Source organism: Candidatus Methanomethylophilus sp. 1R26 (genome assembly GCF_001481295.1).
GTDB lineage: Archaea > Thermoplasmatota > Thermoplasmata > Methanomassiliicoccales > Methanomethylophilaceae > Methanomethylophilus.
Window position 1 is genome coordinate 1 of the sequence record NZ_LOPS01000042.1, and the last position, 22,765, is coordinate 22,765.

At 59.1% G+C, this 22,765-nt stretch carries 24 protein-coding genes, 1 tRNA gene and 2 pseudogenes; 18 read left to right on the forward strand and 9 right to left on the reverse strand.

All coding sequences use genetic code 11. The features are described 5' to 3' along the window. Positions 1 to 176 precede the first annotated feature (176 nt). A complete protein-coding gene (locus AUQ37_RS07095; RefSeq protein ID WP_157844343.1) occupies positions 177 to 3,473 on the reverse strand; it encodes a hypothetical protein in 3,297 nt (1,098 codons plus the stop codon). Positions 3,474 to 3,700: 227 nt separating this feature from the next. Between AUQ37_RS07095 and AUQ37_RS07100 the strand changes: the two genes are divergently transcribed. Continuing rightward, positions 3,701 to 5,002, forward strand: coding sequence for a phenylacetate--CoA ligase family protein (locus AUQ37_RS07100; RefSeq protein WP_058747998.1), 1,302 nt, complete (start codon positions 3,701 to 3,703; stop codon positions 5,000 to 5,002). A gap of 121 nt (positions 5,003 to 5,123) precedes the next feature. Here the strand turns inward: AUQ37_RS07100 and AUQ37_RS07105 are convergent, their stop codons facing one another. Then, a complete protein-coding gene (locus AUQ37_RS07105; RefSeq protein WP_058748081.1) occupies positions 5,124 to 5,540 on the reverse strand; it encodes an S-adenosylmethionine decarboxylase family protein in 417 nt (138 codons plus the stop codon). Positions 5,541 to 5,790: 250 nt separating this feature from the next. On the opposite strand from AUQ37_RS07105, the gene AUQ37_RS07110 reads away from it, so the two are divergent. The 5 genes from AUQ37_RS07110 to thpR all read left to right on the forward strand — a co-directional run bounded on the left by AUQ37_RS07110 (position 5,791) and on the right by thpR (position 9,264). After that, on the forward strand, positions 5,791 to 6,081 hold the full coding sequence (locus tag AUQ37_RS07110; protein WP_235585005.1) for a hypothetical protein: 291 nt from the start codon (positions 5,791 to 5,793) through the stop codon (positions 6,079 to 6,081). A 74-nt stretch (positions 6,082 to 6,155) separates the two neighbouring features. Beyond that, on the forward strand, positions 6,156 to 6,626 hold the full coding sequence (locus AUQ37_RS07115; protein WP_058748000.1) for a YbhB/YbcL family Raf kinase inhibitor-like protein: 471 nt from the start codon (positions 6,156 to 6,158) through the stop codon (positions 6,624 to 6,626). Positions 6,627 to 6,699: 73 nt separating this feature from the next. Then, positions 6,700 to 7,887, forward strand: coding sequence for a tetratricopeptide repeat protein (locus tag AUQ37_RS07120; protein ID WP_058748001.1), 1,188 nt, complete (start codon positions 6,700 to 6,702; stop codon positions 7,885 to 7,887). Then, complete coding sequence (locus AUQ37_RS07125) at positions 7,863 to 8,468, forward strand: tetratricopeptide repeat protein (RefSeq protein WP_058748002.1); 606 nt, start codon at positions 7,863 to 7,865, stop codon at positions 8,466 to 8,468. The genes AUQ37_RS07120 and AUQ37_RS07125 overlap by 25 nt, the downstream gene beginning before the upstream one ends. Before the next feature lie 250 nt (positions 8,469 to 8,718). Then, positions 8,719 to 9,264: an RNA 2',3'-cyclic phosphodiesterase gene (gene thpR / locus AUQ37_RS07130; RefSeq protein WP_058748003.1), complete on the forward strand. Its 546-nt coding sequence runs from the start codon at positions 8,719 to 8,721 to the stop codon at positions 9,262 to 9,264. Between the two features lie 4 nt (positions 9,265 to 9,268). Here the strand turns inward: thpR and AUQ37_RS07135 are convergent, their stop codons facing one another. Beyond that, entirely contained in the window at positions 9,269 to 10,231 is a 963-nt protein-coding gene (locus AUQ37_RS07135; protein ID WP_058748082.1) for an NAD(P)-dependent oxidoreductase, read from the reverse strand. Positions 10,232 to 10,348: 117 nt separating this feature from the next. Between AUQ37_RS07135 and AUQ37_RS07140 the strand changes: the two genes are divergently transcribed. Beyond that, positions 10,349 to 10,831: a hypothetical protein gene (locus AUQ37_RS07140; RefSeq protein WP_058748004.1), complete on the forward strand. Its 483-nt coding sequence runs from the start codon at positions 10,349 to 10,351 to the stop codon at positions 10,829 to 10,831. Positions 10,832 to 10,858: 27 nt separating this feature from the next. Then, entirely contained in the window at positions 10,859 to 11,284 is a 426-nt protein-coding gene (locus AUQ37_RS07145; RefSeq protein ID WP_058748005.1) for a hypothetical protein, read from the forward strand. Between the two features lie 339 nt (positions 11,285 to 11,623). On the opposite strand, the gene AUQ37_RS07150 is transcribed toward AUQ37_RS07145, so the two are convergent. Beyond that, entirely contained in the window at positions 11,624 to 12,850 is a 1,227-nt protein-coding gene (locus AUQ37_RS07150) for an aminotransferase class V-fold PLP-dependent enzyme (protein WP_058748006.1), read from the reverse strand. A gap of 82 nt (positions 12,851 to 12,932) precedes the next feature. On the opposite strand from AUQ37_RS07150, the gene AUQ37_RS13085 reads away from it, so the two are divergent. From AUQ37_RS13085 to AUQ37_RS07165, 4 genes are read left to right on the forward strand one after another with little or no spacing between them, the layout of a single operon-like run. Further along, the gene (locus AUQ37_RS13085; RefSeq protein ID WP_255354903.1) at positions 12,933 to 13,244 is read left to right on the forward strand and encodes a hypothetical protein; all 312 of its coding nucleotides are present in this window, start codon (positions 12,933 to 12,935) and stop codon (positions 13,242 to 13,244) included. A 22-nt stretch (positions 13,245 to 13,266) separates the two neighbouring features. Continuing rightward, positions 13,267 to 13,836 carry a tRNA-dihydrouridine synthase gene (locus AUQ37_RS07155; protein WP_255354904.1) on the forward strand — a complete coding sequence of 190 codons (570 nt, stop codon included), beginning with the start codon at positions 13,267 to 13,269 and terminating at the stop codon, positions 13,834 to 13,836. Further along, positions 13,829 to 14,593 (forward strand): dihydroorotate dehydrogenase electron transfer subunit, encoded by a 765-nt coding sequence (locus tag AUQ37_RS07160; RefSeq protein ID WP_058748007.1) that lies wholly within the window; start codon positions 13,829 to 13,831, stop codon positions 14,591 to 14,593. Before AUQ37_RS07155 ends, AUQ37_RS07160 begins: the two co-directional genes overlap by 8 nt. Before the next feature lie 58 nt (positions 14,594 to 14,651). Next, a complete protein-coding gene (locus AUQ37_RS07165) occupies positions 14,652 to 15,023 on the forward strand; it encodes a M48 family metallopeptidase (protein WP_235585006.1) in 372 nt (123 codons plus the stop codon). Here the strand turns inward: AUQ37_RS07165 and AUQ37_RS07170 are convergent. Next, a complete protein-coding gene (locus tag AUQ37_RS07170) occupies positions 14,986 to 15,837 on the reverse strand; it encodes a hypothetical protein (RefSeq protein WP_058748009.1) in 852 nt (283 codons plus the stop codon). The genes AUQ37_RS07165 and AUQ37_RS07170 overlap by 38 nt on opposite strands. Positions 15,838 to 15,933: 96 nt before the next feature. Here AUQ37_RS07170 and AUQ37_RS07175 point away from each other — a divergent pair. From AUQ37_RS07175 to AUQ37_RS07185, 3 genes are all read left to right on the forward strand, one after another. Continuing rightward, positions 15,934 to 16,008, forward strand: a tRNA-Cys gene (locus AUQ37_RS07175). Between the two features lie 185 nt (positions 16,009 to 16,193). Further along, complete coding sequence (locus AUQ37_RS07180) at positions 16,194 to 16,733, forward strand: TATA-box-binding protein (protein WP_201013849.1); 540 nt, start codon at positions 16,194 to 16,196, stop codon at positions 16,731 to 16,733. Positions 16,734 to 17,016: 283 nt separating this feature from the next. Beyond that, entirely contained in the window at positions 17,017 to 18,663 is a 1,647-nt protein-coding gene (locus AUQ37_RS07185) for an Ig-like domain-containing protein (protein WP_058748011.1), read from the forward strand. An 81-nt stretch (positions 18,664 to 18,744) separates the two neighbouring features. Here the strand turns inward: AUQ37_RS07185 and AUQ37_RS07190 are convergent, their stop codons facing one another. Both AUQ37_RS07190 and AUQ37_RS11430 read right to left on the reverse strand, forming a co-directional pair. After that, positions 18,745 to 19,869 carry an ATP-binding protein gene (locus tag AUQ37_RS07190; RefSeq protein WP_201013850.1) on the reverse strand — a complete coding sequence of 375 codons (1,125 nt, stop codon included), beginning with the start codon at positions 19,867 to 19,869 and terminating at the stop codon, positions 18,745 to 18,747. Positions 19,870 to 20,198: 329 nt separating this feature from the next. Next, entirely contained in the window at positions 20,199 to 20,381 is a 183-nt protein-coding gene (locus AUQ37_RS11430) for a hypothetical protein (protein WP_201013861.1), read from the reverse strand. Here AUQ37_RS11430 and AUQ37_RS13735 point away from each other — a divergent pair. Next, a pseudogene (locus AUQ37_RS13735) lies at positions 20,332 to 20,496 on the forward strand (AraC family transcriptional regulator); the annotation flags it as partial. The gene AUQ37_RS11430 and the pseudogene AUQ37_RS13735 overlap by 50 nt on opposite strands. Here the strand turns inward: AUQ37_RS13735 and AUQ37_RS11435 are convergent. Then, on the reverse strand, positions 20,430 to 20,585 hold the full coding sequence (locus AUQ37_RS11435; protein WP_201013862.1) for a hypothetical protein: 156 nt from the start codon (positions 20,583 to 20,585) through the stop codon (positions 20,430 to 20,432). The pseudogene AUQ37_RS13735 and the gene AUQ37_RS11435 overlap by 67 nt on opposite strands. A 39-nt stretch (positions 20,586 to 20,624) precedes the next feature. Then, positions 20,625 to 21,224: a type ISP restriction/modification enzyme gene (locus tag AUQ37_RS10070; protein WP_157844345.1), complete on the reverse strand. Its 600-nt coding sequence runs from the start codon at positions 21,222 to 21,224 to the stop codon at positions 20,625 to 20,627. Between the two features lie 68 nt (positions 21,225 to 21,292). Here AUQ37_RS10070 and AUQ37_RS11440 point away from each other — a divergent pair. Beyond that, positions 21,293 to 21,588: pseudogene (locus AUQ37_RS11440) on the forward strand (type I restriction-modification system subunit M N-terminal domain-containing protein); the annotation flags it as partial. Positions 21,589 to 21,648: 60 nt separating this feature from the next. Further along, positions 21,649 to 22,746, forward strand: a complete 1,098-nt coding sequence (locus AUQ37_RS07200) for an N-6 DNA methylase (RefSeq protein ID WP_235585014.1) — start codon at positions 21,649 to 21,651, stop codon at positions 22,744 to 22,746. The last annotated feature ends 19 nt before the right edge of the window (positions 22,747 to 22,765 follow it).

Genomic DNA, 22,765 nt, shown 5'->3' on the forward strand with positions numbered 1-22,765 from the left:
CCGGCGGCCGGGGACCGTGCTCCGGCATAATAGGGAAACACCCGTCCGGAGACCGGACGGTAAATGGTTTGCCCGCCGTCAGGCGGGACTGGGGTTTCAGGCCGCACCCTTCTTCTTCACGTAGAAGAAGGCGCATCCTCCGGCGGCCACCAGCACGATCGCCACCGCAGAGACGGCTATGACAGCGTGCTGATGCCGCTGTCCCCTTCGGAACGGATGAGCGGGTCGGCATCGACGTAAAAGTACGATGCATCATCAGGGTTCACCTTGAGGTAGGTGGAATCGCCGACAGTCATGAAAGACGAATCGATGATCTGCCCGTAGCCGTATTTGTTCACATGGTAGACCACGCTGGAACTGTCTGACGCCGGGACGTACACCGTCACATCTAGTCTCTTGTCAGCATTGAACCAGAGGTGGAGGGCATCATGTCCGTCGTATTGGATCGGAGAATCCAGCAGCACAACGGTGATCGCGGCGGAACCGTTGTTCTTCACCTCATAGATCACGCCTTCGGGCATCGTGACGGTCGCCGATCTGCCTGCTCCCAATTCGAAGTAGATGCAGTCGCTTCCAGCTTCGATGGTATCGGAACTGCCCAATTTTTCCTCGGCGGCGTATGTGACTGCCATCTCCATATCCGCATAAACTTCGAATTCGGCGACGTATGCCATCCCCACTTTTTGGAGCTGCTGGGAATTGCCGTACGTATCGGTCAGGAGCATCGGTACCGTACCGTCGCTGGGAGCGGGGATCGACACCTTGACGTTGAATTTATCATCGGACTTGAACTCCTGTCCGTTCACTGTGACAGTGAACGTCTTGTGACTCAGGAACTCGGCCTTGATGACGATCTTATCAGAATCGCCGAGGGTGAGGATATTGTTCTTTTCATCATAACTGAAATCGGTTGAACTGGAAACATTCACGCTGTCGAACGTGTGGAACGCATCAGGCACGAGACCGTACGTTATCTCATCGCCGAATGTAACAGCGAGATATCCTCCGATGATGCCGTTAGTCTCAATTTTGCCGCCGAAATGGGCGAAGACCGCCTTCGACTGCACGCAGATACACCTGTCGACAGCGATGCTGCCGGAGACCTTCGCATCTGGCGATACGAAGATATTGTAGGCGACGAACAGCGAACCGTCTGTCGACTCGAACCTGACATTCGATCCGCTCTCCAAAACCGATAGCTGGGCAGATATGAAGTCGCCTACGGGGACAGGGAAGCAGAGTTCGCTGAGCACGACGTTCCCGCCGGAGACTGAGACCGTCCTCTCATTCCCCTTGCAGTTCATGGTCAGTGTCTCTCCGCCGACAGTCTTGATGACAGCATCGGTGCTTCCGATGCTGAACGACTTCCCGATGCTGCCTCTGACATCCCTGACGGTCATGTCCAGGGACGCCGTTGCCGAATCATTTCCGTCGCTGCCGAAGAAGGAGCCGGAGCATCCGGCCTCATCGATCGAGAACGTTCCGTCGGTAGATGCTGCTGACCCTCTGATGTACACGCGGCTGCTGCCGGTATTCATTTCCATGTTTTTCAGCACAGCAGAGGCAGATGCCTCCTTGTCGGAGAATTTGGCGCCGATCGAGACATCACCCTCGATAGCGGCATATGTACCATCGATGAACATCCTTGCGTAAACCGATACGTCCGCTTCCGCAGTGTAACTGTAGGACGTCACATTCGTAATTGTTTCGCCGTCCTTGGTGACCTTCTCGAAATCCGCGTGTCCGTTGATCTCAGCCGAGAGGCTTGCGCCCGCATCCTTGACGGCAGTCCCATTGATCATCTTCACATTGCTGGCCCCGCCGATGCTCAGAGATGCGCTGATATCAGCAGACTTCTCGGATCCGTCAGAACTTATGCTGAGACGGACATCGTCGATGGAAAAGGACGATGACGTCTTGGAACTGCTGGTGGTGTTGATCCCCAGCGAATCGAGACTGGCCGAGATGCTGATGTCGGTAGCTCCGGCGGCGGCTGCCAAAGCGGTCACTTTAGGCAGGAATTCACTGAGGATTTCCGGGACCTGGTAGGCGATATTCACCGAGACGTCTGCGGCGGGATGGTACGAGACAGCATCAGCCTCATAGTTCTTCAGATACTCCCAGACCTTGCCTGCGTCTTTGACATCGTCGACATCTTTGATACGTGAACCGTCGATTCCGTACAGGTATTTCTCAAGGCTCTTCGAGTATGAGCTGCTGTACGAGGGCAGATCGTCCGGCGTCTTGATATCTACATTGTCCAGGTTGATGCCGGCAAGGCTGCCGATATTGGCTGTGAATGATGCACTGGCACTGAGACCTGTGAGGCTTACGGTGGTTCCCTTTTCGGAAGTGCCGATCCCAATCTCGCACTTGTCAGCGGAGACATCGGCACTGAACTTGAAATCGCCTGAGGTTCTGTTCCCGCTGATGCTCAGATCCAGGGCAAGGCCCGAGACGTCGGCGGTAACCGGATCATCAAAGAACGGCAGGGAACTGAGGTCGGCCTCCCCGTCCGCAGTCATGCTGACGGATAACAATCCGGAGCCGTACGCGGCGCCTTCTACGCCCGCGATCACGGTTATGTCCGATTCGATCCCGATGTGAAGCCTGTCGTTCCCCCTGCTGAGGTCGAGGGCAGCGTTTCCGCCGACCCTGTATTCCATTACTTCGCTGACGACGCTCACGCTGAAGCCCAGACCTTCCGCCTCGAAGGAGACGCCGCATGCCTCTCCGCCGATATCAGCGGACCCCTTCAGAGAAGCGTCCAGCGATAGTTTGGTGATGGCCTTCGCTGTATTCGACAGAGATACGGTTGCTTTCCCGGTTTCGGAGACAACAATCTCCGGTATGCTGCCGATCCCGACGGACGACCCATTCGAGATATTGAAGACGATGGATGCGGAGCCCGAGAGATCGCCCTGGCTCGCATCGGTTACGTCCACAGACACAGTTCCTCCTATATCGATGATCTCGGAATCAGTGAACCTTAGGCCGAGAGCAAGGTTGTCGCTGACCTTGTATCCGAGACAGCCTCCTTCCTTGATGTTGATGTGCACTGAAGCGTTCTTTCCCTCGGAAACAGCAGCGACAGTGAACGCTCCATCGATCACCAGAGCGCCCCCGCTCTTGACGGTGATGTCCAAATCGGACACCCCGTTCTTGACGCCATATCCGCCGCTCAGCATCTCTGCATCATTCACTGTATAATCCCCGGATATCTCCGTAGAGTCTCCGTTTCCCAGCGCATCCCCGCCGAACCTGGCGGCGCTGCTGATGTCTATCTCTTCGAGTACGAGAACCTCGGAGAGCCCGTGCAGCATGCTTTCGGGAGAGATAAGTTTGATACCCGCGGCCGGCTCCGGCGAACTGCTGTCGGCATCGGTATCGCTGAACGCATCGGAAGCGGATATCGGTACGACCATGCAGACGGCCACGATCGCGACCGCGAGGTACTTCATATAGGCTTTCATGTTTCCTTCTCCTGATCCCAAATCGATGAGGACCTGCAATCGCATCGAATCCTTTGATTAAAAATCTGTATACGTACGATGTATCCATCTGATTGTAATGACGCTGGGTGGAGGGAAATGCACCGCCTGTCCGGACCTGGCCTTCCTGCAATCTCATTTATATAGGAGCTGTCCCCATTCACACCACATCCGTGCTAATTGCTGGCACACAACACACCGGTGAGAGAATGACGTTCTGGAACGAGGAACTTGAGACGATGCCCGCTGACAAACTGAAGGAGATGCAATTTAGGCTCCTCCAGAACGAGATAAAGACGATGTACGGGAAATCCGCCTTCTTCAGGAAGCGGATGGACTCCGTCGGCCTCAAGCCGGAGGACATCACCGACATGGAACAGTTCCGGAAGATCCCCTGCATGAAGAAAACGGACCTCAGGGACAATTACCCGGACGGGCTGTTCGTCGTCCCCTACGACGACCTCGTGAGGGTCCATGTCTCCTCGGGGACCACCGGGAAACCGACCGTCGCGGGGTACACGCAGAAGGACATCGACAATTGGACCGAGTCCCTGGCCCGCGGGATGACCTCGTTCGGGGCCGGGAAGAAGGATGTCATGCAGAACATGCACGGCTACGGCCTGTTCACCGGCGGGCTGGGCGTGCATTACGCCGGAGAGCGCATCGGGGCCACCGTCATACCGACGGGCGTAGGCAACACCGACCGCCAGATCCAGCTGATGCAGGACCTTCCCGTCACGTTCCTCGCCGGGACCCCGTCCTACATGTTCCACATTGCCGATGTCTGCGACCAGAAGGGCATCGATATCCGCCGCGACACCAAGGTCAGGAAGGCCCTCTGCGGCGGGGAGCCCTGGTCGGAGAGCATGAGGAAGAAGCTCTACGACAGGACCGGCATCAAGGCCTACTCCTGCTACGGCGCGAGCGAATTCTACGGGCCCATGTTCCTCGAATGCTCCGAGCAGGCCGGCATGCACGTCTGGGCGGACCTGGCCCTCGTGGAGATCCTCGACAAGGACGGCAACCCGGTCCCGGACGGGGAGCAGGGGGAAGTGGTCGTCACTATGCTGCAGAAGGAGGCCTTCCCGCTGATCCGCTACAAGATCGGCGACATATCCTCCATCACCTGGGAGAAATGCAAGTGCGGCAGGACCCACCCGAGGCTCGGGCGCATCACCGGCAGGGCGGACGACATGATCGTGGTCCGCGGAATCAACGTCTTCCCCTCGCAGGTCGAGAGCGTCATCGGCGAGATGCCGTTCCTCGCCCCGTTCTACCACATCACCCTCACCAACCCCAACTACATGGACAAGATGGTGGTCGACGTGGAGATCCTGCCCGAATGCCTGCCCGACATGACAGACCAGCTCGACAGGATGACCCAGCAGGTCGTGGACCGCATGAAGGAGATCCTCAACCTGAAGGTGGTCGTGAAGATCAACCTCCCCAACACCCTCGAGCGCTGCGACGGGAAGTCCAAGCACGTGACCGACAACAGGTCCTGGGACTGAAGGCGCAGCAGCGGAAAGGAAACCGCTGATGATATCAGCGGGAAAACTCAGGGCGCGGGCCCGGTCCTGATGCCGGGGCCCGCGCGGCAGGAAACCCCCTCGCAGGGGACCTTAAGGATTTTCAGATGTTCCTGAAGGAGACGGAGTACTCCATCTTCTTGGCGCCGAAGTACTTCTGAACGTACTCAGCGGTCTTCTTCGGAGGGAACTCCTTGCAGGAGAAGACGTCGATGAACGCCCTGTCGGTGTCCTCGGCGAAGTGGCCGGAGAGGCAGGAGGTCTCGATGAGCTGGACCATGGAGTACCCCTGGACCTTGGGCTCGTCCCCGAAGAACACGACGTAAGGCTCTCCGTACCTCTTCATGTCAATCTCCTTCGCGAGGTCGATGGCGAACTGGGTGATGTACTCCTTCGAGGAGATCTTCTCATGGTCGCACTCGCCCAGATCAATGCTGCAGAGCAGCCCCCACTGCTTCTCTTTGTTGTATTTCTCGATCGCTTCCTCATCGGAGAGGAGCGGCCCGGATTTCGGTCCCATGGAATACATTTGAAACACCTCTTTCCTGCTCTTCTGCGAGCGGCAGATAAAAATCGGCATCGTGTATTTTAAACCGATACCGCCCCTAGTTCCGCAGCAGACTAACGGGGATTCCTGCTGTCGGCACAGAGACATCAGGGGGCCTCCGGCACGCCCGCGGAACGCCTCCGACCGTCGGCCGAATAAATATTTACGCACGCTTCGAATCGCAGCGTCCAGTGAAAGTATGATCGATTCGATATTCGAGGTAATGATGCTGCTGTGCTTCGCAGCCTCATGGCCGTTCAATATCTACCGCTCCTACGTATCCAGAACCGCCAGGGGCAAGAGCATAGTCTTCGAGATAATCGTGGAGATAGGTTACTTCTGCGGGATAATCAACAAGTTCGTCAACGACGACGTCAACTATGTCATCGCCTTCTACCTGCTCGATGTCTGCCTGGTGGCCGTCGATATGGTCCTCTTCTTCAGGAACCGCCGCATCGACGCGCAGCACCCCTATTACCAGCTGGGAGAGGGCGGGTCCGACCCGAAGCCGTGACGGAACGGCAGATTTTACAAATGTTGATATCATAGACCCGACATACTCAATCGAAAATCGGAGGCAATCGCATCATGATAGTCGAAACCACCGGCATAGTTGACGGGAAGATCGATGACAGGTACGGCGCTAAGGGAACGCAGTTCGACGACGGGGTCCCGTCCCGTTCATTCCCTCTGAAGATCTCGGGGGCGCCGGCCGGGACCGCGGCCTTCGCGATCGTCTTCGACGACCCGGACTCGGTGCCCGTATGCGGGAAGGTGTGGACGCACTGGCTCGCCATCATGAACGTCGGCAGGACCGAGCTTCCGGAGAACGCGTCCATGGAGGACGCGGGGCTCATCCAGGGGAGGACCACCGGCGGAGCCGACCATTACGAGGGCCCCAACCCCCCGGACAGGACGCATTCCTACCGCCTCAGGGTGCTGGCCCTCGACTTCGAGCCCGTCCTGAGGAAGGGATTCAAGCTCGAGACCCTGATGAAGCTCTCGGACATGCACATCCTCGCCGAGGCTTCGCTGAGGGGAGAATACTCGCCGGCATGATGCCGGCCGCGATCCCCCTTTCCTCCGCCTTTCCCAATGATATTATTTAGAATGGGAAACCGATTCACCGATAATGACAGGCGGATCGAAGGAAGGCTTCGTCTCGGGAGAAGCAGCTGATATTTTCGGTAAGGCCCAGGAGCTTGCGGAGGCCGGAGATTCATCGGGAGCGTCGGCGCTCTACCGCACCGCCGCCGAGAAAGGGCATCCGGCATCGGCGTTCATGCTCGGGCAGATGATGGCGGCCGGGCTCTGCGGGTCGCCGGAGGAGGGGTTCTTCTGGACCGCCTACTCGGCGTCCGACGGTTACATCAGGGCCCGCAAGATCCTCGAGAAGGCGGACTCATACCCCTCAGACTCTGACATACTGGCACTTTCCGACGGGCTCGCCGAGGCGGGTTCCCCCGCGGCCATGTACGCTTCCGGGATGTGCCGCCTGCTCGGGATCGGCACGAAGATCGATGCCGAGGGCGCATACAAGCTGTTCCGCCGGTCCGGGGAGGCCGGCAACGCCGACGGCGCATGCGAGGAGGCTCTCTGCCTCATGAGGGGCGCGGGGACCGGCCGCGACCGCCCGGCAGGCATCGCCAAGCTCAAGGCCATCGCGGACGGCGGATGCCTGCGCGCCGTCCTGAAGTACGCCGAATGCCTGGAGCACGGGTACGGCGTGCGCAGGGACCCGGCGGCCGCCTTCAGGATCTACTCCGGCCTGGCGGACCGCAAGGAGCCCCTGGGCGAATACCACACCGGCCGCTGCTACATGGACGGCATCGGGACCAAGAAGGACCCGTACATGGCCTTCAGCTGGTACCTGGTGGCCCAGACCATGGGGGCCGCCGAAGGGGACTATGGGATGGCCAGGTGCATGATGGGAGGGATTGGCACCGACCGCGAGGGGAAGAAAGGCTTCGAGCTCCTCCTGACCGCGGCCGACAGGGGCTGCAGGGAGGCCATGGTCATGGCCGGCCAGCTCTGCGAGCGCGGGAGGATCACCAAGAAGAGTGCCGGGAAGGCCCTGGAATTCTACCTGAGGGCCGCCGAGACCGGCTCTCCCTATGCCAACCTGGCCGCTGGGGACATCCTGTCGGAGAACGGCAGGGACCTGAAAGGGGCGTTCGCATGCTATCTGCGCGGGGCGCTCCTGGGGAACACCCAATGCATGCACGCGGCGGGAACGGCGCTGCTGTCGGGGCTCGGCGTGAAGAAGGACGATAAAAAGGGTTCGAGCTCTGCAGGATGGCCGCGGAGGACGGGTTCATGAAGTCCCAGTACACCGTCGCCAACTGCTACGCGCACGGGCGCGGGACGAAACGGAACTTCAAGAAGGCGCTCGAGCTGCATAAGGAGCTGGCCGACAAAGGATACATCAAGTCCATGCTCTACGTGGGCGAAGCGTACTACAACGGCGACGGCGCCCCCACCGACGCTGCCGAGGGCGTGAAGTACCTCAGGATGGGCGCGGAGAAGGAGGACGCCCTCTGCGAGTACTACATGGGCGACGCCTACACCGCCGGCAGAGGCGTCGAGAAGGACCCGCGCAAGGCCGAGCAGTGGTATAAGAGGGCGGCGTCCCACGGGCATATCCTGTCCAGGAAGATCCTCGATGCCAAAGGCGTCGCGTACGGCGGCTCGGACGCGGAATCCCCGTTCGAGTCATTCCTCCGCAAGGCGAAGTCAGGCGACGCACAGTCCATGTACATCGTCGGCAGGTACTACGAGGACGGCATAGGCATCGACGCCGACATCGATCAGGCCAAGGTCTGGTACGGGAGCGCGGCGAAGAAAGGGAACGAGGCCGCGAAACGCGCCCTGGCCGACATACGTGCCAGAGAACAGAAATGAAGTCGAACAGAAAGATCGCCCCCTCGTCAGAGAGGGGGCGTTTCCCTCCGGCTCACGCGAAGAGCGCGTAAAGGAGAGCCGCGAGGAACACGAGCCCCGCCGAAAGAAGGGGGAGCTGCTTGACGATCCTGGTCTGCAGGCTTTTGTCTTCCCAAGGTTCCATGCTGTCTGATATCGGGAGAATGTATTTTAAATGTAACCTCGCGGGGACCGCGCCACGGTTAAATCCGAGCCAGGCATTCCGGAACCCATGGCAGATATCAGGACCTTCATCTCGGTGCCGGTTCCGAACACTGCGGGGTTCGCCCCCCTTTTCCGCGACCTCGCCGGCATCCGCGGCGTGCGTACATCCCCCGCGGCCCAGATGCACATAACGCTGAAGTTCCTGGGCGATGTCCCGGAGGAGAGCATCCCGGAGGTCTGCAACATCGTGGAGGACTGCACCAAAGGGATAAAGAGGTCGAGAATCACCGTCCGGGGCATCGGGGCGTTCCCGAGCATGAGGAGCCCGCGCACGGTCTGGGCCGGAGTGGAGACCGATATCCCCCTGGAGAGGATCTCGGAGAGGATCGCCGGCATGCTGGACACCGCCGGGATCCCTTACGACCCGAAGCCGTTCAAGCCCCACATCACCGTCGCCCGGACCGAGGGCAGGGCAGACCTCTCCCGGATCTTCGCCAACTACCGGGACGCCGAGTTCGCGACCTTCATCTGCTCCTCGGTCATGGTGATGAAGAGCGAGCTGGGCCCGCACGGAGCATCGCACACGGTGCTCGGCTTCTCCCAGCTCAGATGATGGGTCAGACCAGGCGGTGCCTGTCCTTCTGGCCCATCGCGAAGAGCTTCATCGCACGCATGCAGTTGCAGATCATGTCCTCAATGGCCGTCCCGTAATAGAACGCCATATGGTGAGTCAGCAGGACGTTGGGCATGGCGCGGAGGACGTTCAGGCCGCGGTTCTTGATGACCTCCCCGCGCATGTTGTTGTAATAGAGCCCGAACTCGCCCTCGACGACATCGAGAGCGGCACCGCCGAGATGCCCAGATTCGAGAGCGTCTATCATGGCCGCAGTGTCGATGAGCGGCCCGCGGGCGGTGTTGACTATTATCGCGCCCTTCTTCATCTTCGCGATCCTCTCCGCGTCGAGGAAGTGCCTGGTCTCGTCGTTGAGCTCAAGGTGGATGGTCACGATGTCGCTCTCCTCAAGCAGGGTATCGAGGTCGACCTTCCTGGCGAAGGAGTCCGCCTGCACCGAGCCCGTCCTGTCGTAGTAATGGATGTTGCAGCCGAACCCCGACAGGTCCCTGACCACCGCGCTGCCGATCTTCCCGGCGCCGATGACCCCCACGTTCATGTCCCTGAGGACGCCGCCCATCTGCCCCTCGAGCGAGAAGTCGTCGGCCGTGTTGCGGAGCATGATCGTCTTGAGCTTCCTGACGGCCGCCAGGATCATCATGACGGTGTACTCCGCCACGCCCTCCGGGTCGTAAGATATGTTGGCAACAGCCATCCCCTTCTCCTTCGCGTGCGCCAGGTCGATGTGGTCGTAGCCGATGGTGCGGGTCACGATCATCTTCACCCCGCCCTGGGCGAACCTGTCGATCATGGCGGCCGTGACGGGAGTGGTTATGACGCTCACGAAATCGCAGCCGTCGGCAAGGCCGCAGTTGTCGATCGTGGGGGAATCCTCGGTCCAGTCGAAATCTATCCCATATTCCTCGGATGACGCGCGGAAGAAGACGAGCTCGTCGAATCTGCGCATGTTGTAAATGAAAGCCTTCGTGGGCACACACTCCGCTCCCGTCCGGGAGTTATCCCCTGCATCCCGTATGCCTCTTTTAAACCTCAGTCCCGATTGATTGGGAAGCGTGTTGTAATCATGACACGCGGAATTCGGAAATACAGGAGGCGCTCCCTCAGAAGGGACCGCCGCGGAGGCATAGAGGGCCTGCCGCTGGAGATGATGGTGATTCTGGTCGTCGCCGCGCTCGGCACCGCAGTGCTGGTCGGATGGTTCAACGGCCTCGACGACCCGCAGGACGACAAGCCGGCCGCCATCGGAGATGTCAAGCTGAAGTACACCAACGCCATGGCCGCCAAAGGCGCCGCCAACCAGCTCGAGGTCTACGTCTACGACACCAACGGCGACCCTGTGCAGGACGCCTCGGTGCTGGTCACCGGATGCGAGGTCACCCTGGGGCAGAACGGGACCCCCGTCCTGCGCACCAGCGACAGAGGATGGTGCAAGTTCAGCGACCTGCGCTTCACCCTGCCGTCGGGTCAGGACTACGGGTACGCGACCGTCCATGTCTCCTCGTCGGACTGCGGGCAGAAGAGCGTCTCCCTCATGGTGGTGGGATGAACCGCCCCGTCCCGGGATGGTGAGCGGATGGACCGCTCGGGCATCCTGGGCATGCCGTTCAGGCTGGCCGCCGCCGTCCTGATCGTGTCCATGTGCGTCCCGGCCATGGCCGCCGCCCTGGACGGCTTCGGCAGCAGCGTCGACACAGGGGAGGCGGAGGACACCGCCAGGGAGATCGCCGGAACAGCCTCGGAGCTCTACTACGAGGGCGCCGGCAGCTCCGCGACCCTGCGGTATTCCCTGCCTGAAGGGTGCAGGATAGCCGTCGGAGGGGAGGGAGGGGACGCGTTCTCCGTCCGCGTTCTGGACGGAGAGACAGTGAAATGGTCGGAATCCCCCTCCCATCCGTCTGTGCGCTTCATCGGGAGCGTCGTGCTGGCGGACGAGGGCGTGCTGAGGCTGGTCTGCGAGAACGACGGCCTCGGGTGCGGGATAAGGGGCGAGGCCGCATGATGGAGTTCGCCATGTCCCGCTGGGCGCTGTTCCTCTGCGGGGCGATCCTCGTCGGGGCGGCGGCCGTCCCGCTGTCCGATGCCCTGCAGGAGGATGCGGAATCGGACACCTCGGGATGCGCCGAGGGGACGGCCTCGCTCCTGGACGGCTTCTGGGACTCCGGCCTCGACGAGCTTTACCTGCGCGGGAGCGAGGTGCTCCCGGGCCCGGGATGGACGATGAGGATCTCCGGCGGCGGGATAACCGTCACCGGCCCCGGCGGGGGCATGTCCTTCGCCGGCCTGGCACATCCGTTCCTGGAGGAACTGGAACTGGAGTACGGGAGCGAGGCGGAGGTCTTCAGGGACGGCGGGTGTTTCGGAACCCGCCGAAGGTGTCGGCGACCTTGCGGAGGGCGGCCGCGAAGCGGTCTATGTCCTCCCTGTTGTTGTACAGGTATACCGACGCGCGCACGCTGCCCTCGATGCCCCGGGAGACGAAGAACGGGTGGGCGCAGTGCATCCCGGAGCGGACCATGATGCCGTCGATGCTGTCCAGCATCATGGCGACATCGTGCGCCCCGAGCCCGGCGATGTTGAAGGACATCACCGAGCTGCGGAGGTCCGGGTCCTCCGGGCCGACGAAGGACAGGCCTTTGATGTCCTTGATCTCCCCGTACATGTACTCCATGAGGCTGCGGTCGTGGGCGGCCACGTTATCCATGCCGATCTTCTCCAGGTATTCCACGGCGGCCTTCGTGCCGAATATGCCGGCATAGTCCTGCAGCCCGGCCTCGAAGCGGTCCGGGGCGGGAGCGAAGCTGACATTATCATAGGTGACGAGCCCCACGGTCCCCCCGCCGTACTCCAGGGAAGGCAGGGAGCGGAGGGCCTCGCCGGTGCCGTAGAGCAGGCCCATCCCGGAAGGACCCAGCATCTTGTGGAGCGACAGGGCGTAGAAATCGGCTCCGAGCTTCTTCATGTCGATCTTCATATGGGGCGCCGCCTGCGCCCCGTCGACGATGACCTTTGCCCCGTAGTCATGGGCGATCTCGGCGACGTCCTTCACCGGCACCACGCATCCCGTGACGTTGCTGCAGTGCCCGACGGACACTGCCTTCACGTCGCGCCCCATCGCCTCCTTGAAGGATTCGATGTCGAACACCCCGTCCTTCCCGGACCTGGACATCCTCATGCGGATGCCCTGAGAGTCCCTGAGCATGAGCCAGGGGACATAATTGGAGTTGTGCTCGGTGTCGGTGGTGACGACCGCGTCCCCCCTGCGGAGCCCGAGGCCGCGGGCGACGGTGTTCAGGCCCTCGGTGGTGTTCTTCGTGAATATGAAGCAGTCCGGGGATTCGCCGCCGAAGAAGGAGCACAGCTCCTCCCTCGTCTCGTCGACCCTCACGGACACCTCGTTGGCGAGGTGGTGGACGCTCCTGCCCCCGCACACCGGGCACTTAGTGTAATACTCCGTGACTGCCGCTATGACGCTGTCCGGACGGAGCGACTGGCAGGCGCTGTCCAGATAGACCCCCCTGTCCTCCCTCATGGTGGGGAAATCCATGCGGAGACGTCCGAAATCCATACGGGCCGATTCTATGCGGGATTATTTAAACATAACAGGGCGCGTGCGCATTTTATTAAACGGGACGGCATAGCGGGACCGGATGACAGAACTCAGCACGGATATAGGCGGCCTCGCCCTCGCTCTCCCGGGGATGGTGGCGTCCGGCATCATGGACGAGACGGGGGCATCCATGGTCAGGATGCTCGAAGCGGGAGCGGGCGCAGTCGTGACGAAATCTATCGGGCTGCTGCCCAACGCGGGCCACGAGAACCCGTGCTTCACAGAGGTCAAAGGCGGGTACATCAACGCGATGGGCCTCCCCAATCCCGGGATAGAGGCCTTCGGCCCGGAAATGGCCGAGGCCGTCCCTCACGGGAAGATCATCGGATCCATCTACGGGCGGCCCCGATGAGTTCGCGCAGCTGGCCGGGAAGATGGAGGATTACGGCGCCTGTGCCATCGAACTCAACCTCTCCTGCCCCCACGCCAAAGGCTACGGCATGGAGGTCGGCACGGACCCCGCGCTCGTCAGGAGCATAGTCTCCGGGACGAAAGACGCCGTTAGCATCCCTGTCTGGGCCAAGCTCACGCCCAACACACACATCCTCAATGAGATCGGCAGGGCCGTCGAGGACGGGGGAGGAGACGCCATAGTGGCCATCAACACCCTCAAGGCGATGGTCATATCGCCGGAATTCGCCAGGCCGTTCCTGAGCAACAGGTTCGGGGGGCTCTCCGGCCCCGCCGTGAGGTCCGTGGGCGTGAGGGACATCTACGACCTGTACGACGCCGTCTCCATCCCGCTGGTGGGCGTCGGCGGGATCTCCGACTGGAGGGACGCCGCGCAGTACATCATGGCGGGGGCCAGGGCGTTCCAGGTGGGGAGCGCTGTCGCCAAGGAGGGGCCCGAGGTGTTCGGGAAGATAAACAGGGACCTCCTGGACTTCATGAGGGACCACGGCTACGGGCGCATATCCGACATGGTGGGGGCTGCGCATGACTGATTTCGTGAAGATACTGGGGATCACCGACGAGGCATACGACACCAAGACCTTCGAGTTCCAGATGGACGAGAAGGCATCGCCCGGGCAGTTCGTCATGGTCTGGGCGCCCGGGATGCACGAGATCCCGATGTCGCTGTCGAAGACCGGGAGGATCAAATCGATCACGGTGAAGGCCATCGGCGAGGATACGAAGGCCCTGCACTCGAAGACCGTCGGGGACGTCCTGAGGGTCCGCGGCCCGTACGGGCGCGGATATGCCCTGGAGCCGGACAGGCGCTACCTCATAGTCGGAGGAGGAGTGGGCACCGCTTCGGTCCTGCCCGCGGTGAAGGAGACGGGCGCTGACACCATCATAGCCGCCAGGTCGGACAAGGACATCATCCTCAGGGACAGGGCGATGAAGTACGCGGACAACGTCTGGATCGCCACCGATGACGGCTCGGAAGGGTTCCACGGGAACGCCGTCCAGCTGCTGAGGGAGAAGTGCGCCGAGAAGGAGTACGACTGCGTGCTCGCCTGCGGCCCCGAGGTCATGCTGTACTTCACCCTGAAAGCATGCCAGGACCTGGGACTGGACTGCCAGCTCTCGCTGGAGAGGTTCATGAAATGCGGCGCCGGAGCATGCGGATGCTGCGTCATGGACGGCCAGCGCGTCTGCCGCGACGGACCGGTCTTCAGCAGGTCCCAGATCGAGAAGATGAAGGACTTCGGGAACAGCAGGCGCGACGAGTGCGGCCGCATAGTGAAGTTCAGGTGATCCCATCTCCGCTCCGGACGGCAGCATAACAGTCTACCACGGGAACCTCGAGCTGCACGTGCCCAGGTCCTGCTTCAGCGGCCCGGACGCCCGCCCCGTCAGGTCGGAGCAGGAGAGGTACGGGAAACTGATCCGCGAGCGCTATCCGTGGCTGACCCAGAACTCCGTGGAGGTCATGTTCAGGAAGGCCCGCGAGGTCATGAGGGAGACCCTCGATGAGGAGACGGGAGGGCTGTCCACCAGCGCGGTCCTGGCCAGGAAGGGCGACCTCGAGGGCGCCATGGCCGCGCTCAGGAAGCACCTGGAGGACGATCCGGAGGATGCCGACGCCTGGTACCGTCTGGGAGAGCTCCTCTGCAGGGCCGGACGCACGGACGAGGGCTATGCCGCCTTCAGAGAGGGACGGAAGCACTTCCGAACAGGGCCTTGATCGCTTCTGCGACCTCCGGCACCGTGGCGCCCCACGGGACCGAGACGGTGCTGCCGTCGATCTCGAAGCCGTTCTTGACGCGGCAGCATTTCACTATGGTCGGGACGCCGTCCCCCGGTACCCTGTCCCTGGGGCAGATATCGATGAAGGGCGCATCGCGGCCGTACTCCTCACGGAATATCCTGCGGGAGAGGTTGCATCCCACCAGGGTGATGTCCCTGCCGGTTATGTCCGGCACCTGGTCAAGGAAGCAGAACGGTTTGGAGGATGATGACCCGGACACCCGGCAGGGGAACATTACCTCGGATGTCCCGGCCTGCTCGGAGAGCGCGGAAAGGTCTATGTCCTCCTCGTACGGGACCACCGGGAGATCGACGTAGCCGGACCTGAGGGCCATGTCCACCAGGTACGACAGCTTGGACGGCCTCGGAGGGACGGCATCGATTATGCGCAGACGGAGGGGCACGACGTCCGATACGAAGCCGATATGGGAGAACAGGCCACGGACTACAACGGTCTTCCCGGGATGCTCGGATTGTATGCGGGCCATGGCCGGGAGGTTGACGACGTCGGCGTCCGGTCTGTCGGCGAAAACGGTGTCCTCGGGGAGCGAGATGATGTCGAAGCCCGTGACTTCCCTGAGGAGGGAGCCTTCGGGGGACTTGCGCAGGCGGACGACGGCCATATCGTCCCCGTTGCGGAGGACGACGTACTCCGCCCTCTTGTAGGCCCTCCAGTCCTCCATATTGGCGCAGATGTTCCCGCGGGTCAGCTTCCAGCCGACATCGCGGACGGAAATATCCTTGCAGTGCACGGCCCCTTATCCCCGTGCCGGTAATAATCCCTGCCGTCCGGACCGCGCCGATGCAACAAGGGTTTTATATGTTACCAAAATATCCTCTGGCCAGAAGTCGGGGTAACACAGCGGCCTATGTGGCGGACTGCAGATCCGCATACGGGAGTTCAACTCTCCCTCCCGACTCCACCTTTCTCGTTTTCGTCCCGCGGCAGTTCCCGCTCCGGGCATCCGTTATCTCCGGAAAGTACTGTCTGGCATAGCTGTTCCGCAGCATCCGGGCCCGTGCGGCCGATGCGCTTCCGGACCCTTGCTTTACATAAGCTTTATAAACGGAGTTTAAATAATGCGCCACAGGTGAATATATGGCCAACATGAAGATAGAGAACGTAGTTGCATCCACTTCTCTCGGCCAGGAGATCGATCTGGACAAGATCATGGCATCTCTGGACGGTGCCGAATACAACCCCAAGCAGTTCCCCGGGCTCGTCTACAGGCTGAAGAGCCCCAAGACCGCTACTCTACTCTTCCGCAGCGGGAAGATCGTCTGCACCGGCGGCAAGAGCAAGGACGAGGTGAAACAGGCCATATCGCAGGTCGCCAAAGACCTCGAGAAGGCGGACATCAAGATCACCATCGAGCCCAAGATCGAGGTCCAGAACATCGTCGCCTCCTCCGACCTCGGCCAGGAGATCAACCTGAACACCGTCGCCATCACGCTCGGCCTCGAGAAGGTCGAGTACGAGCCCGAGCAGTTCCCCGGACTCGTCTACAGGCTGGACGACCCCAAGGTCGTCGTCCTCCTGTTCGGCTCCGGCAAGATGGTCTGCACCGGTGCCAAGATCCCCGAGGATGTCGTCCGCGCGGTCGAGAAGATCGCCGACGAGCTCAGGGACGCAAGCCTGATGTCCTGAAGGCAGGCCTGCAGCGGGGCTCCGCCCCGCATCATCTTTTTCCCATCATCCCCATCTTTTATCCGCTGTCCGCGTTATTATGATACTGAGGCCGCATCGGTGCCCGGCCCGGATGTGCCAGAACCGCGGATGGATTCATGACGTATCCCTACTGGGAATATTTGTCCCACCGAGGATTTTAATTACATATAACCGTACATGCGGCAGTCACTCCCTGAAAGGATCGATAACTGGAAGAAGGGGGAACATGAGCCTTAAAAATGAGAGATCCGGTTTCTTTGGATTGGTAAAACTCGCGGTCGCTCTCGCCGCAGTCATCCTGATCGCCGCTGTCGCGGTATCGGTGATGACTTCGGAAGACGATGACGAAGGGCAGTCCAGCACGAATTATGTGACCGCCGACGGCGGAAGCGCCTCATACACTCCTGCCGATACTTCCGATTTCATCACCTCGACCGTGCTGACGATCGGAGTCGGCCAGAGCAAGGTCATCACTCCCGAGTCCTACCTCATGCTCTCGGGGATGAGCTACAAGTCCTCCGATACGGGCGTGGCTACCGTCTCCAACAACGGCGGCTACTGCACCGTCACCGGCGTGGCCGTCGGTTCGGCGACCGTCACCTGCACGTACGGGAACTACACCTCGACATGCACCGTCACCGTCCAGTCGGACGAGTCGGAGAGCGTCCTCAACGTATACGATGTGAAGGAGGGGTCCAGCGCCTATGCTACCGTTTCGGGCGACGGCTTCGAGGACGGGCTCCTGTCGCTGAGCTTCAACAGTGCCAGCGGGACATATCCCTATCGCACCGGGCTGTTCACTGTGAAATCCGTTGAGACCGATTACATAGTCATAAACCTCTGCGGAACCGACAGCGGAAACTGGTTCAGCAGTTATGTGACCATCAAGATGTATGTTGCGACCGGCGACGGAACAATCGTCAGAAACGCGACATACAGCTCTAGCCCGTTCGTGCCGGGCGCACAGTACAACACAGACGGCGGAGCGGAGATCCTGGTCCCCTCCGCACTGCTTAGCGATGGCACGGAGTATTCAGTATACTTCCGCTTCTACACCTCCGATCTTCCCATAGCCGGCTACTCGAAGCAGATCACAGGCAGTTTCACCTACCACTCGAGCAATTCCGGCGGGACCGACATGAACGGGACCTTCGCGCGCGCCTATTCCTGGTCATACGATGCCGACCACGACGGCACGGTGTCCGATGACGAAGAGTACAGTGCCAGCATCACCGTCCCATACTACATCTACTACATGGAGGCCCGCACCAACTCCTCGTACACGAGCACAGAGAGCTACTCATCGGGCAGCATATTCACCAACAGGGCCGGCGATTCCGAATACACCGACACCCTGGAAAGGGTCGCCATGTCAGACAGCGTGACCAAGTCGCTCTGCGAGGCCGTGGTGAAGGCCTATGAGGACAACGGCGGGACCTGGTCGTCCCTTAGCAGCAGCGACAAGGCCCAGTTCATCCTGGCCTTCACGCAGATCTACTTCACGTATGCATACGACAGCTATCAGTACGGGGACGGAAGCACCTCCGCAGAATACTGGGCATACTCCACGGAGACCATCTGGGCAGGCGCAGGGGACTGCGAGGACACCTCCATCCTCACCGCGGTGCTGTTCAAGGCCGCCGGCCTGAAGTCCGGGGTCTACCTGGTCCCCGGCCACGCGATAGCTGCTGTCGCCCTGGAAGATTACGATGCCACGGCGATAGAGATCGACAGCAACTACTCCGGCTACGGGGTCATGAGCAAGGACGCGGACGGCACCGTTTACTACGGGTGCGAGACCACCGCCGAGCTCTACCTTCCGGTCGGCCGCATAACCCAGAGCGCCACTGTCAGCGGGACCGTCTACAACTTCTGCGACACAAGCGCAGCTGGTGCGAGCTGGACATAATAAACTGATGGCCGGCGGGGGATATCCCCCGCTCAGGCCTCCCGATGCGGACCTATGGTGCTGTCGGCCCGCATCGCATCCTCAGGACCGCTCCTCTTCCAGAAGCCAATCCAAGAGGTTCGAATGGTGCAGCCCGTCCGGAAGGTCGGTGACGAACGAGTCCATGGACAGCACCGTCTTCGGATAGCTGTCCCTGATCAGGCGGAAGGGAGCGACTTCGCGTTCATACGTATCGTCTGTCATAATGGACATCGTCACCTGGATGTACTGGACCTCGCGGTTCCTGCGTGCAGTGAAATCCACTTCCCTGTCTCCATATTTGCCGACGGCCACTTCGTAACCCCTTCTCAGAAGTTCCAGATATACGATGTTCTCGATCTGCCTGCTTATGTCTTCCCTTGATGAGATTCCAAGGACTGCGTTCCTCATGCCGGTATCGGAGACATAGTATTTCTCCAAAGTATCGAGGAGTCTTTTCCCGCGTATATCGTAACGTTCCGCTTTGTAGATCAGAAAGGCCTTCTGCAGTGCATCGAGATAATTCCTTACTTTCTCCGGGTCCTTCTTTATGGTGACAGCGATGTTGTTGGCGCTGGTTATGTTGCCTACGTTGGAATAAAGGAATCTTACTGTGTCTGTCAGGGTCCCCACATCCCCGCCTTTGCAGTTCCTTATCACATCCTTCAGCAGGATGGTGTTGAACAGTCCGATCAGATGATCGTGCTCGAACATCTCGTCAGCATCTGGGTTTATAACAGGCAGCGAACCCATGCGGATGTACTGGTAAAACCTTTTATCCCTGTCTCCCGGATGCAGTTCCATAAATTCTTTGAATGATAATGGAAGAATGCGCAATTCAGCATAGCGTCCTGAAATATACGTTGACAGATCGTTCGAGAGAAGATAAGCGTTTGATCCGGTGATGTAGATATCGGCGTCGTAATCGGTCTGAAGAGAGTTGACCGCACGTTCCCAATGCTTCACCGTCTGAACCTCGTCGAGAAAGACGTACGTCCTCTTACCGTTGTACTTCTTATCTATCTCTTCCAGAAGTTTCAGATAATCTGTCACATGGGCAAGGGTTTTCGATTCGAAGTTCAGGTATAATATCTGACTGTCCGGAACTCCGGATTCCCTAAGGAGGCTCATATATTGCTTCATCAGAACGGTCTTCCCGCTGCGCCTCATACCGGTTATGATCTTCACAGTGTCCGGACGATCTCTGCCTGCAAGGAGCCTGTCCAGATAGATCTTCCTGATTACTTCGGCCATAGATATGAATCGCATTATAGGATTTAAGTTTATAGGAAATTTCCGTTAAAATATAATGTGAATTGAAGTTTAACGGAATTTTCCGTGAAAATTATGCCTAGAATATTCGGTTCTACCGTCTGTCCGCTCGGATGGCCGAGGCAATTCGATGCGTTCCGGGATTTCATGGGAGCAAAGCCCATCGCAGACCAGACGGATTCGATCGCGTTCAGGAGGGAAGATATGAAAACCCCCTTCATCTCCCACAACAGGCCCATGCTCGATTACCTGGAACCGGAGATGGAATCGCGCCTGTCCGGGATATCGGCGCAGGGAGGGTTCTCCAGGGACATGTACAAGGCCGTCATGGAGATCCTCCCTTCCGGAAGATGCACGATAGACGATGCTGCATCGGAGATGGGCGTCGGAAAACGCACCGTGCAGAGGAGGCTGTCTGAGGAAGGCACCTCCTTCAGCGCGGTCCTCGCCTCCGTGCGCAGGAACCTCGCGGAGTACTACATCGGGAAGATGGGGATGGATACAGGCGAGACCGCGTTCATCCTCGGGTACAGGGAGACGAACTCCTTCCTGCGCGCATTCCGGCAGTGGACCGGCATGACGGTGACGGAGTTCAGGAATCGCCCGAAGGTCCGATCGAAAGACCTGTTCATCCGCCGGTGCGTCGCACTCTTCCGAGAGGACCGGGAACTTCATTCCTCTCCACCGAAGGATAATTTGGGCAGGGACTTCTGTATCCTGACGGTCTCGACACTGACCGTGACAATCGAGCAGATGAGGTCGAATATGTACCTGCTCCTGGCATACTTGTTGGGGTCGTTCACGATCCCTGTGTCCTTATCCTCGGTCACATGGTACATCTCTGCAATCTCTCCCAATGCGGAACGGCCGTTGACGACATACTCGAACGCCTCTTCCGGGATGTTCCCTATTGTGATGAGATCGCTGTAGATCATGGTGCGGAGTTCCGGATCGATCTTCATATTCTTCGTTCCGACCTTGAAAAGCGAGTCCCTGCCCATGAAATCCTTCACCTGGGTACCGCCGTTGATCGCCAGGTCCTTCCACGGCGGTACGGACTCATAGTTCAGATGGAGTTCGGCTAATTTCCTTCCTGCTTTCGCGAAAGCGAAGAAATCTTCAAGACTGTCGACGAACTCGATATGACGATTTAGTCTGGTGAAAAACCATCGAGATCTATTCCCGAAATATGGCGTAAATGCCGAAAATCGACATAACAGCGTGCGTATGAAATAACACATTCTCGATATCTCATTGTTGATGGTGGGCATTGATGGCTAAAACTTCCAAAAAGAAAGAACTGAGCATGGAAGAAGCCCTCTGGGATGCGGCTGATGAGATGAGAGGATCTGTCGAATACCCAGTGTACAAGCAGGTCGTCCTCGGATTGGTATTTCTGAAATTCGTGAGCGATAGGTTCTACAAACAGCGTGCAAAGCTGGAGGCCGATGAATCTACCAAAGCTTTCATAGAAGAGAAGTTCGCCTACGGCAAAGACAATGTCTTCTATCTCCAAAGGAGGCAAGATGGGACTATCTCACCGATGAAGCCAAGCAGTCGGATATCAAGGTCAAAATCGACAAAGCTATGGAACTCATCGAGAAAGACAATCCTACCCTGCGTGGAGCCCTGCCCACGAACTTCTATGCCACAGTGGACCTTGACAACACAAAGATTGCCTCGCTCATCGATACCATGAACCGTCTCGATCTTTCCAAAGACGATGAGGAAGACGTCATCGGCAGAGTCTATGAGTACTTCCTGTCCAAATTCTCATCGAAGGAAGGAAAGGGTGAGTTCTATACTCCAAAGCCAATTGTCAAAATCATCACAGAGATGATCCAACCGCTAAAAGGCCGTGTCTTCGACCCGTGCTGCGGTTCAGGTGGAATGTTCGTCCAATCAATTAAAATGGTAGATGCCCATAAGGGAAACAGGAAAGACATCTCGATTTACGGCCAGGAATACACACTTTCCACGCTAAAATTGGCCAAAATGAATCTTGCTATCCGTGGAATATCTGCCGATTTCGGCCCTCATAATGATGATTCGCTCAGAAGAGATCTCCACAAAGACCTCCGCGCCGATTTTGTCATGGCCAATCCTCCATTCAACCAAGACAAGTGGGGAGCAGATGAACTCCAGAACGACCCCAGATGGGTGTACGGCGTCCCCAGAGGCAACGCCAATTATGCATGGATTCAGCATTTCTTATACCATCTGAACGATGACGGTGTTGCTGGGTTCGTCCTTGCCAACGGTTCCCTTACATCGAACACCAACGGGGACGGGGAGATCAGGAAGAACCTTGTAGACAGAATGGTCGTCGACTGCATTGTGGCGCTTCCTGAGAAGCTATTCTACTCCACCGGCATCCCCGTATGCCTCTGGTTCTGCTCCAAAAAGAAAGCCAGAAGAACAGATTCCACCAAGGACAAGATTCTGTTCATCGACTGCAGGAGGATGGGTCACCTGTACGACCGGACCCACAAGACCATAGATGATGATGAGATCCAGAAGATAGCAGGCACATACCACAAATGGCTGGCTGGAAAAGGTTACGAGGACGAGCAGGGGTTCTGCAGATCTGTCCCTATATCTGAAGTCGCCGAATCAGGATACATGCTCACTCCCGGAAGATACGTGGGTCTTCCTCCCGAGGAGGAAGATGACGAACCGTACGAAGAGAAGATGAAGCGTCTCACCGGTGAATTGAAGGGTCTCTTGGAAGAATCTCATCGCCTGGAAGATGAAATCAGAGCAAATCTCAAGGCCCTGGGCTTCGAAATCTGAGGAATCTGCTATGCATGAG

Excerpts from the sequence above, each read along its gene's own strand:
- AUQ37_RS07095 (WP_157844343.1), bottom strand. The coding sequence starts at position 3,473 with ATGAAAGCCTATATGAAGTACCTCGCGGTCGCGATCGTGGCCGTCTGC.
- AUQ37_RS07100 (WP_058747998.1), top strand. The coding sequence starts at position 3,701 with ATGACGTTCTGGAACGAGGAACTTGAGACGATGCCCGCTGACAAACTG.
- AUQ37_RS07105 (WP_058748081.1), bottom strand. The coding sequence starts at position 5,540 with ATGGGACCGAAATCCGGGCCGCTCCTCTCCGATGAGGAAGCGATCGAG.
- AUQ37_RS07110 (WP_235585005.1), top strand. The coding sequence starts at position 5,791 with ATGATGCTGCTGTGCTTCGCAGCCTCATGGCCGTTCAATATCTACCGC.
- AUQ37_RS07115 (WP_058748000.1), top strand. The coding sequence starts at position 6,156 with ATGATAGTCGAAACCACCGGCATAGTTGACGGGAAGATCGATGACAGG.
- AUQ37_RS07120 (WP_058748001.1), top strand. The coding sequence starts at position 6,700 with ATGACAGGCGGATCGAAGGAAGGCTTCGTCTCGGGAGAAGCAGCTGAT.
- AUQ37_RS07125 (WP_058748002.1), top strand. The coding sequence starts at position 7,863 with ATGGCCGCGGAGGACGGGTTCATGAAGTCCCAGTACACCGTCGCCAAC.
- thpR (WP_058748003.1), top strand. The coding sequence starts at position 8,719 with ATGGCAGATATCAGGACCTTCATCTCGGTGCCGGTTCCGAACACTGCG.
- AUQ37_RS07135 (WP_058748082.1), bottom strand. The coding sequence starts at position 10,231 with ATGCGCAGATTCGACGAGCTCGTCTTCTTCCGCGCGTCATCCGAGGAA.
- AUQ37_RS07140 (WP_058748004.1), top strand. The coding sequence starts at position 10,349 with ATGACACGCGGAATTCGGAAATACAGGAGGCGCTCCCTCAGAAGGGAC.
- AUQ37_RS07145 (WP_058748005.1), top strand. The coding sequence starts at position 10,859 with ATGGACCGCTCGGGCATCCTGGGCATGCCGTTCAGGCTGGCCGCCGCC.
- AUQ37_RS07150 (WP_058748006.1), bottom strand. The coding sequence starts at position 12,850 with ATGGATTTCGGACGTCTCCGCATGGATTTCCCCACCATGAGGGAGGAC.
- AUQ37_RS13085 (WP_255354903.1), top strand. The coding sequence starts at position 12,933 with ATGACAGAACTCAGCACGGATATAGGCGGCCTCGCCCTCGCTCTCCCG.
- AUQ37_RS07155 (WP_255354904.1), top strand. The coding sequence starts at position 13,267 with ATGGAGGATTACGGCGCCTGTGCCATCGAACTCAACCTCTCCTGCCCC.
- AUQ37_RS07160 (WP_058748007.1), top strand. The coding sequence starts at position 13,829 with ATGACTGATTTCGTGAAGATACTGGGGATCACCGACGAGGCATACGAC.
- AUQ37_RS07180 (WP_201013849.1), top strand. The coding sequence starts at position 16,194 with ATGAAGATAGAGAACGTAGTTGCATCCACTTCTCTCGGCCAGGAGATC.
- AUQ37_RS11435 (WP_201013862.1), bottom strand. The coding sequence starts at position 20,585 with ATGAACAGGTCTTTCGATCGGACCTTCGGGCGATTCCTGAACTCCGTC.
- AUQ37_RS10070 (WP_157844345.1), bottom strand. The coding sequence starts at position 21,224 with ATGCCCACCATCAACAATGAGATATCGAGAATGTGTTATTTCATACGC.
- AUQ37_RS07200 (WP_235585014.1), top strand. The coding sequence starts at position 21,649 with ATGAACCGTCTCGATCTTTCCAAAGACGATGAGGAAGACGTCATCGGC.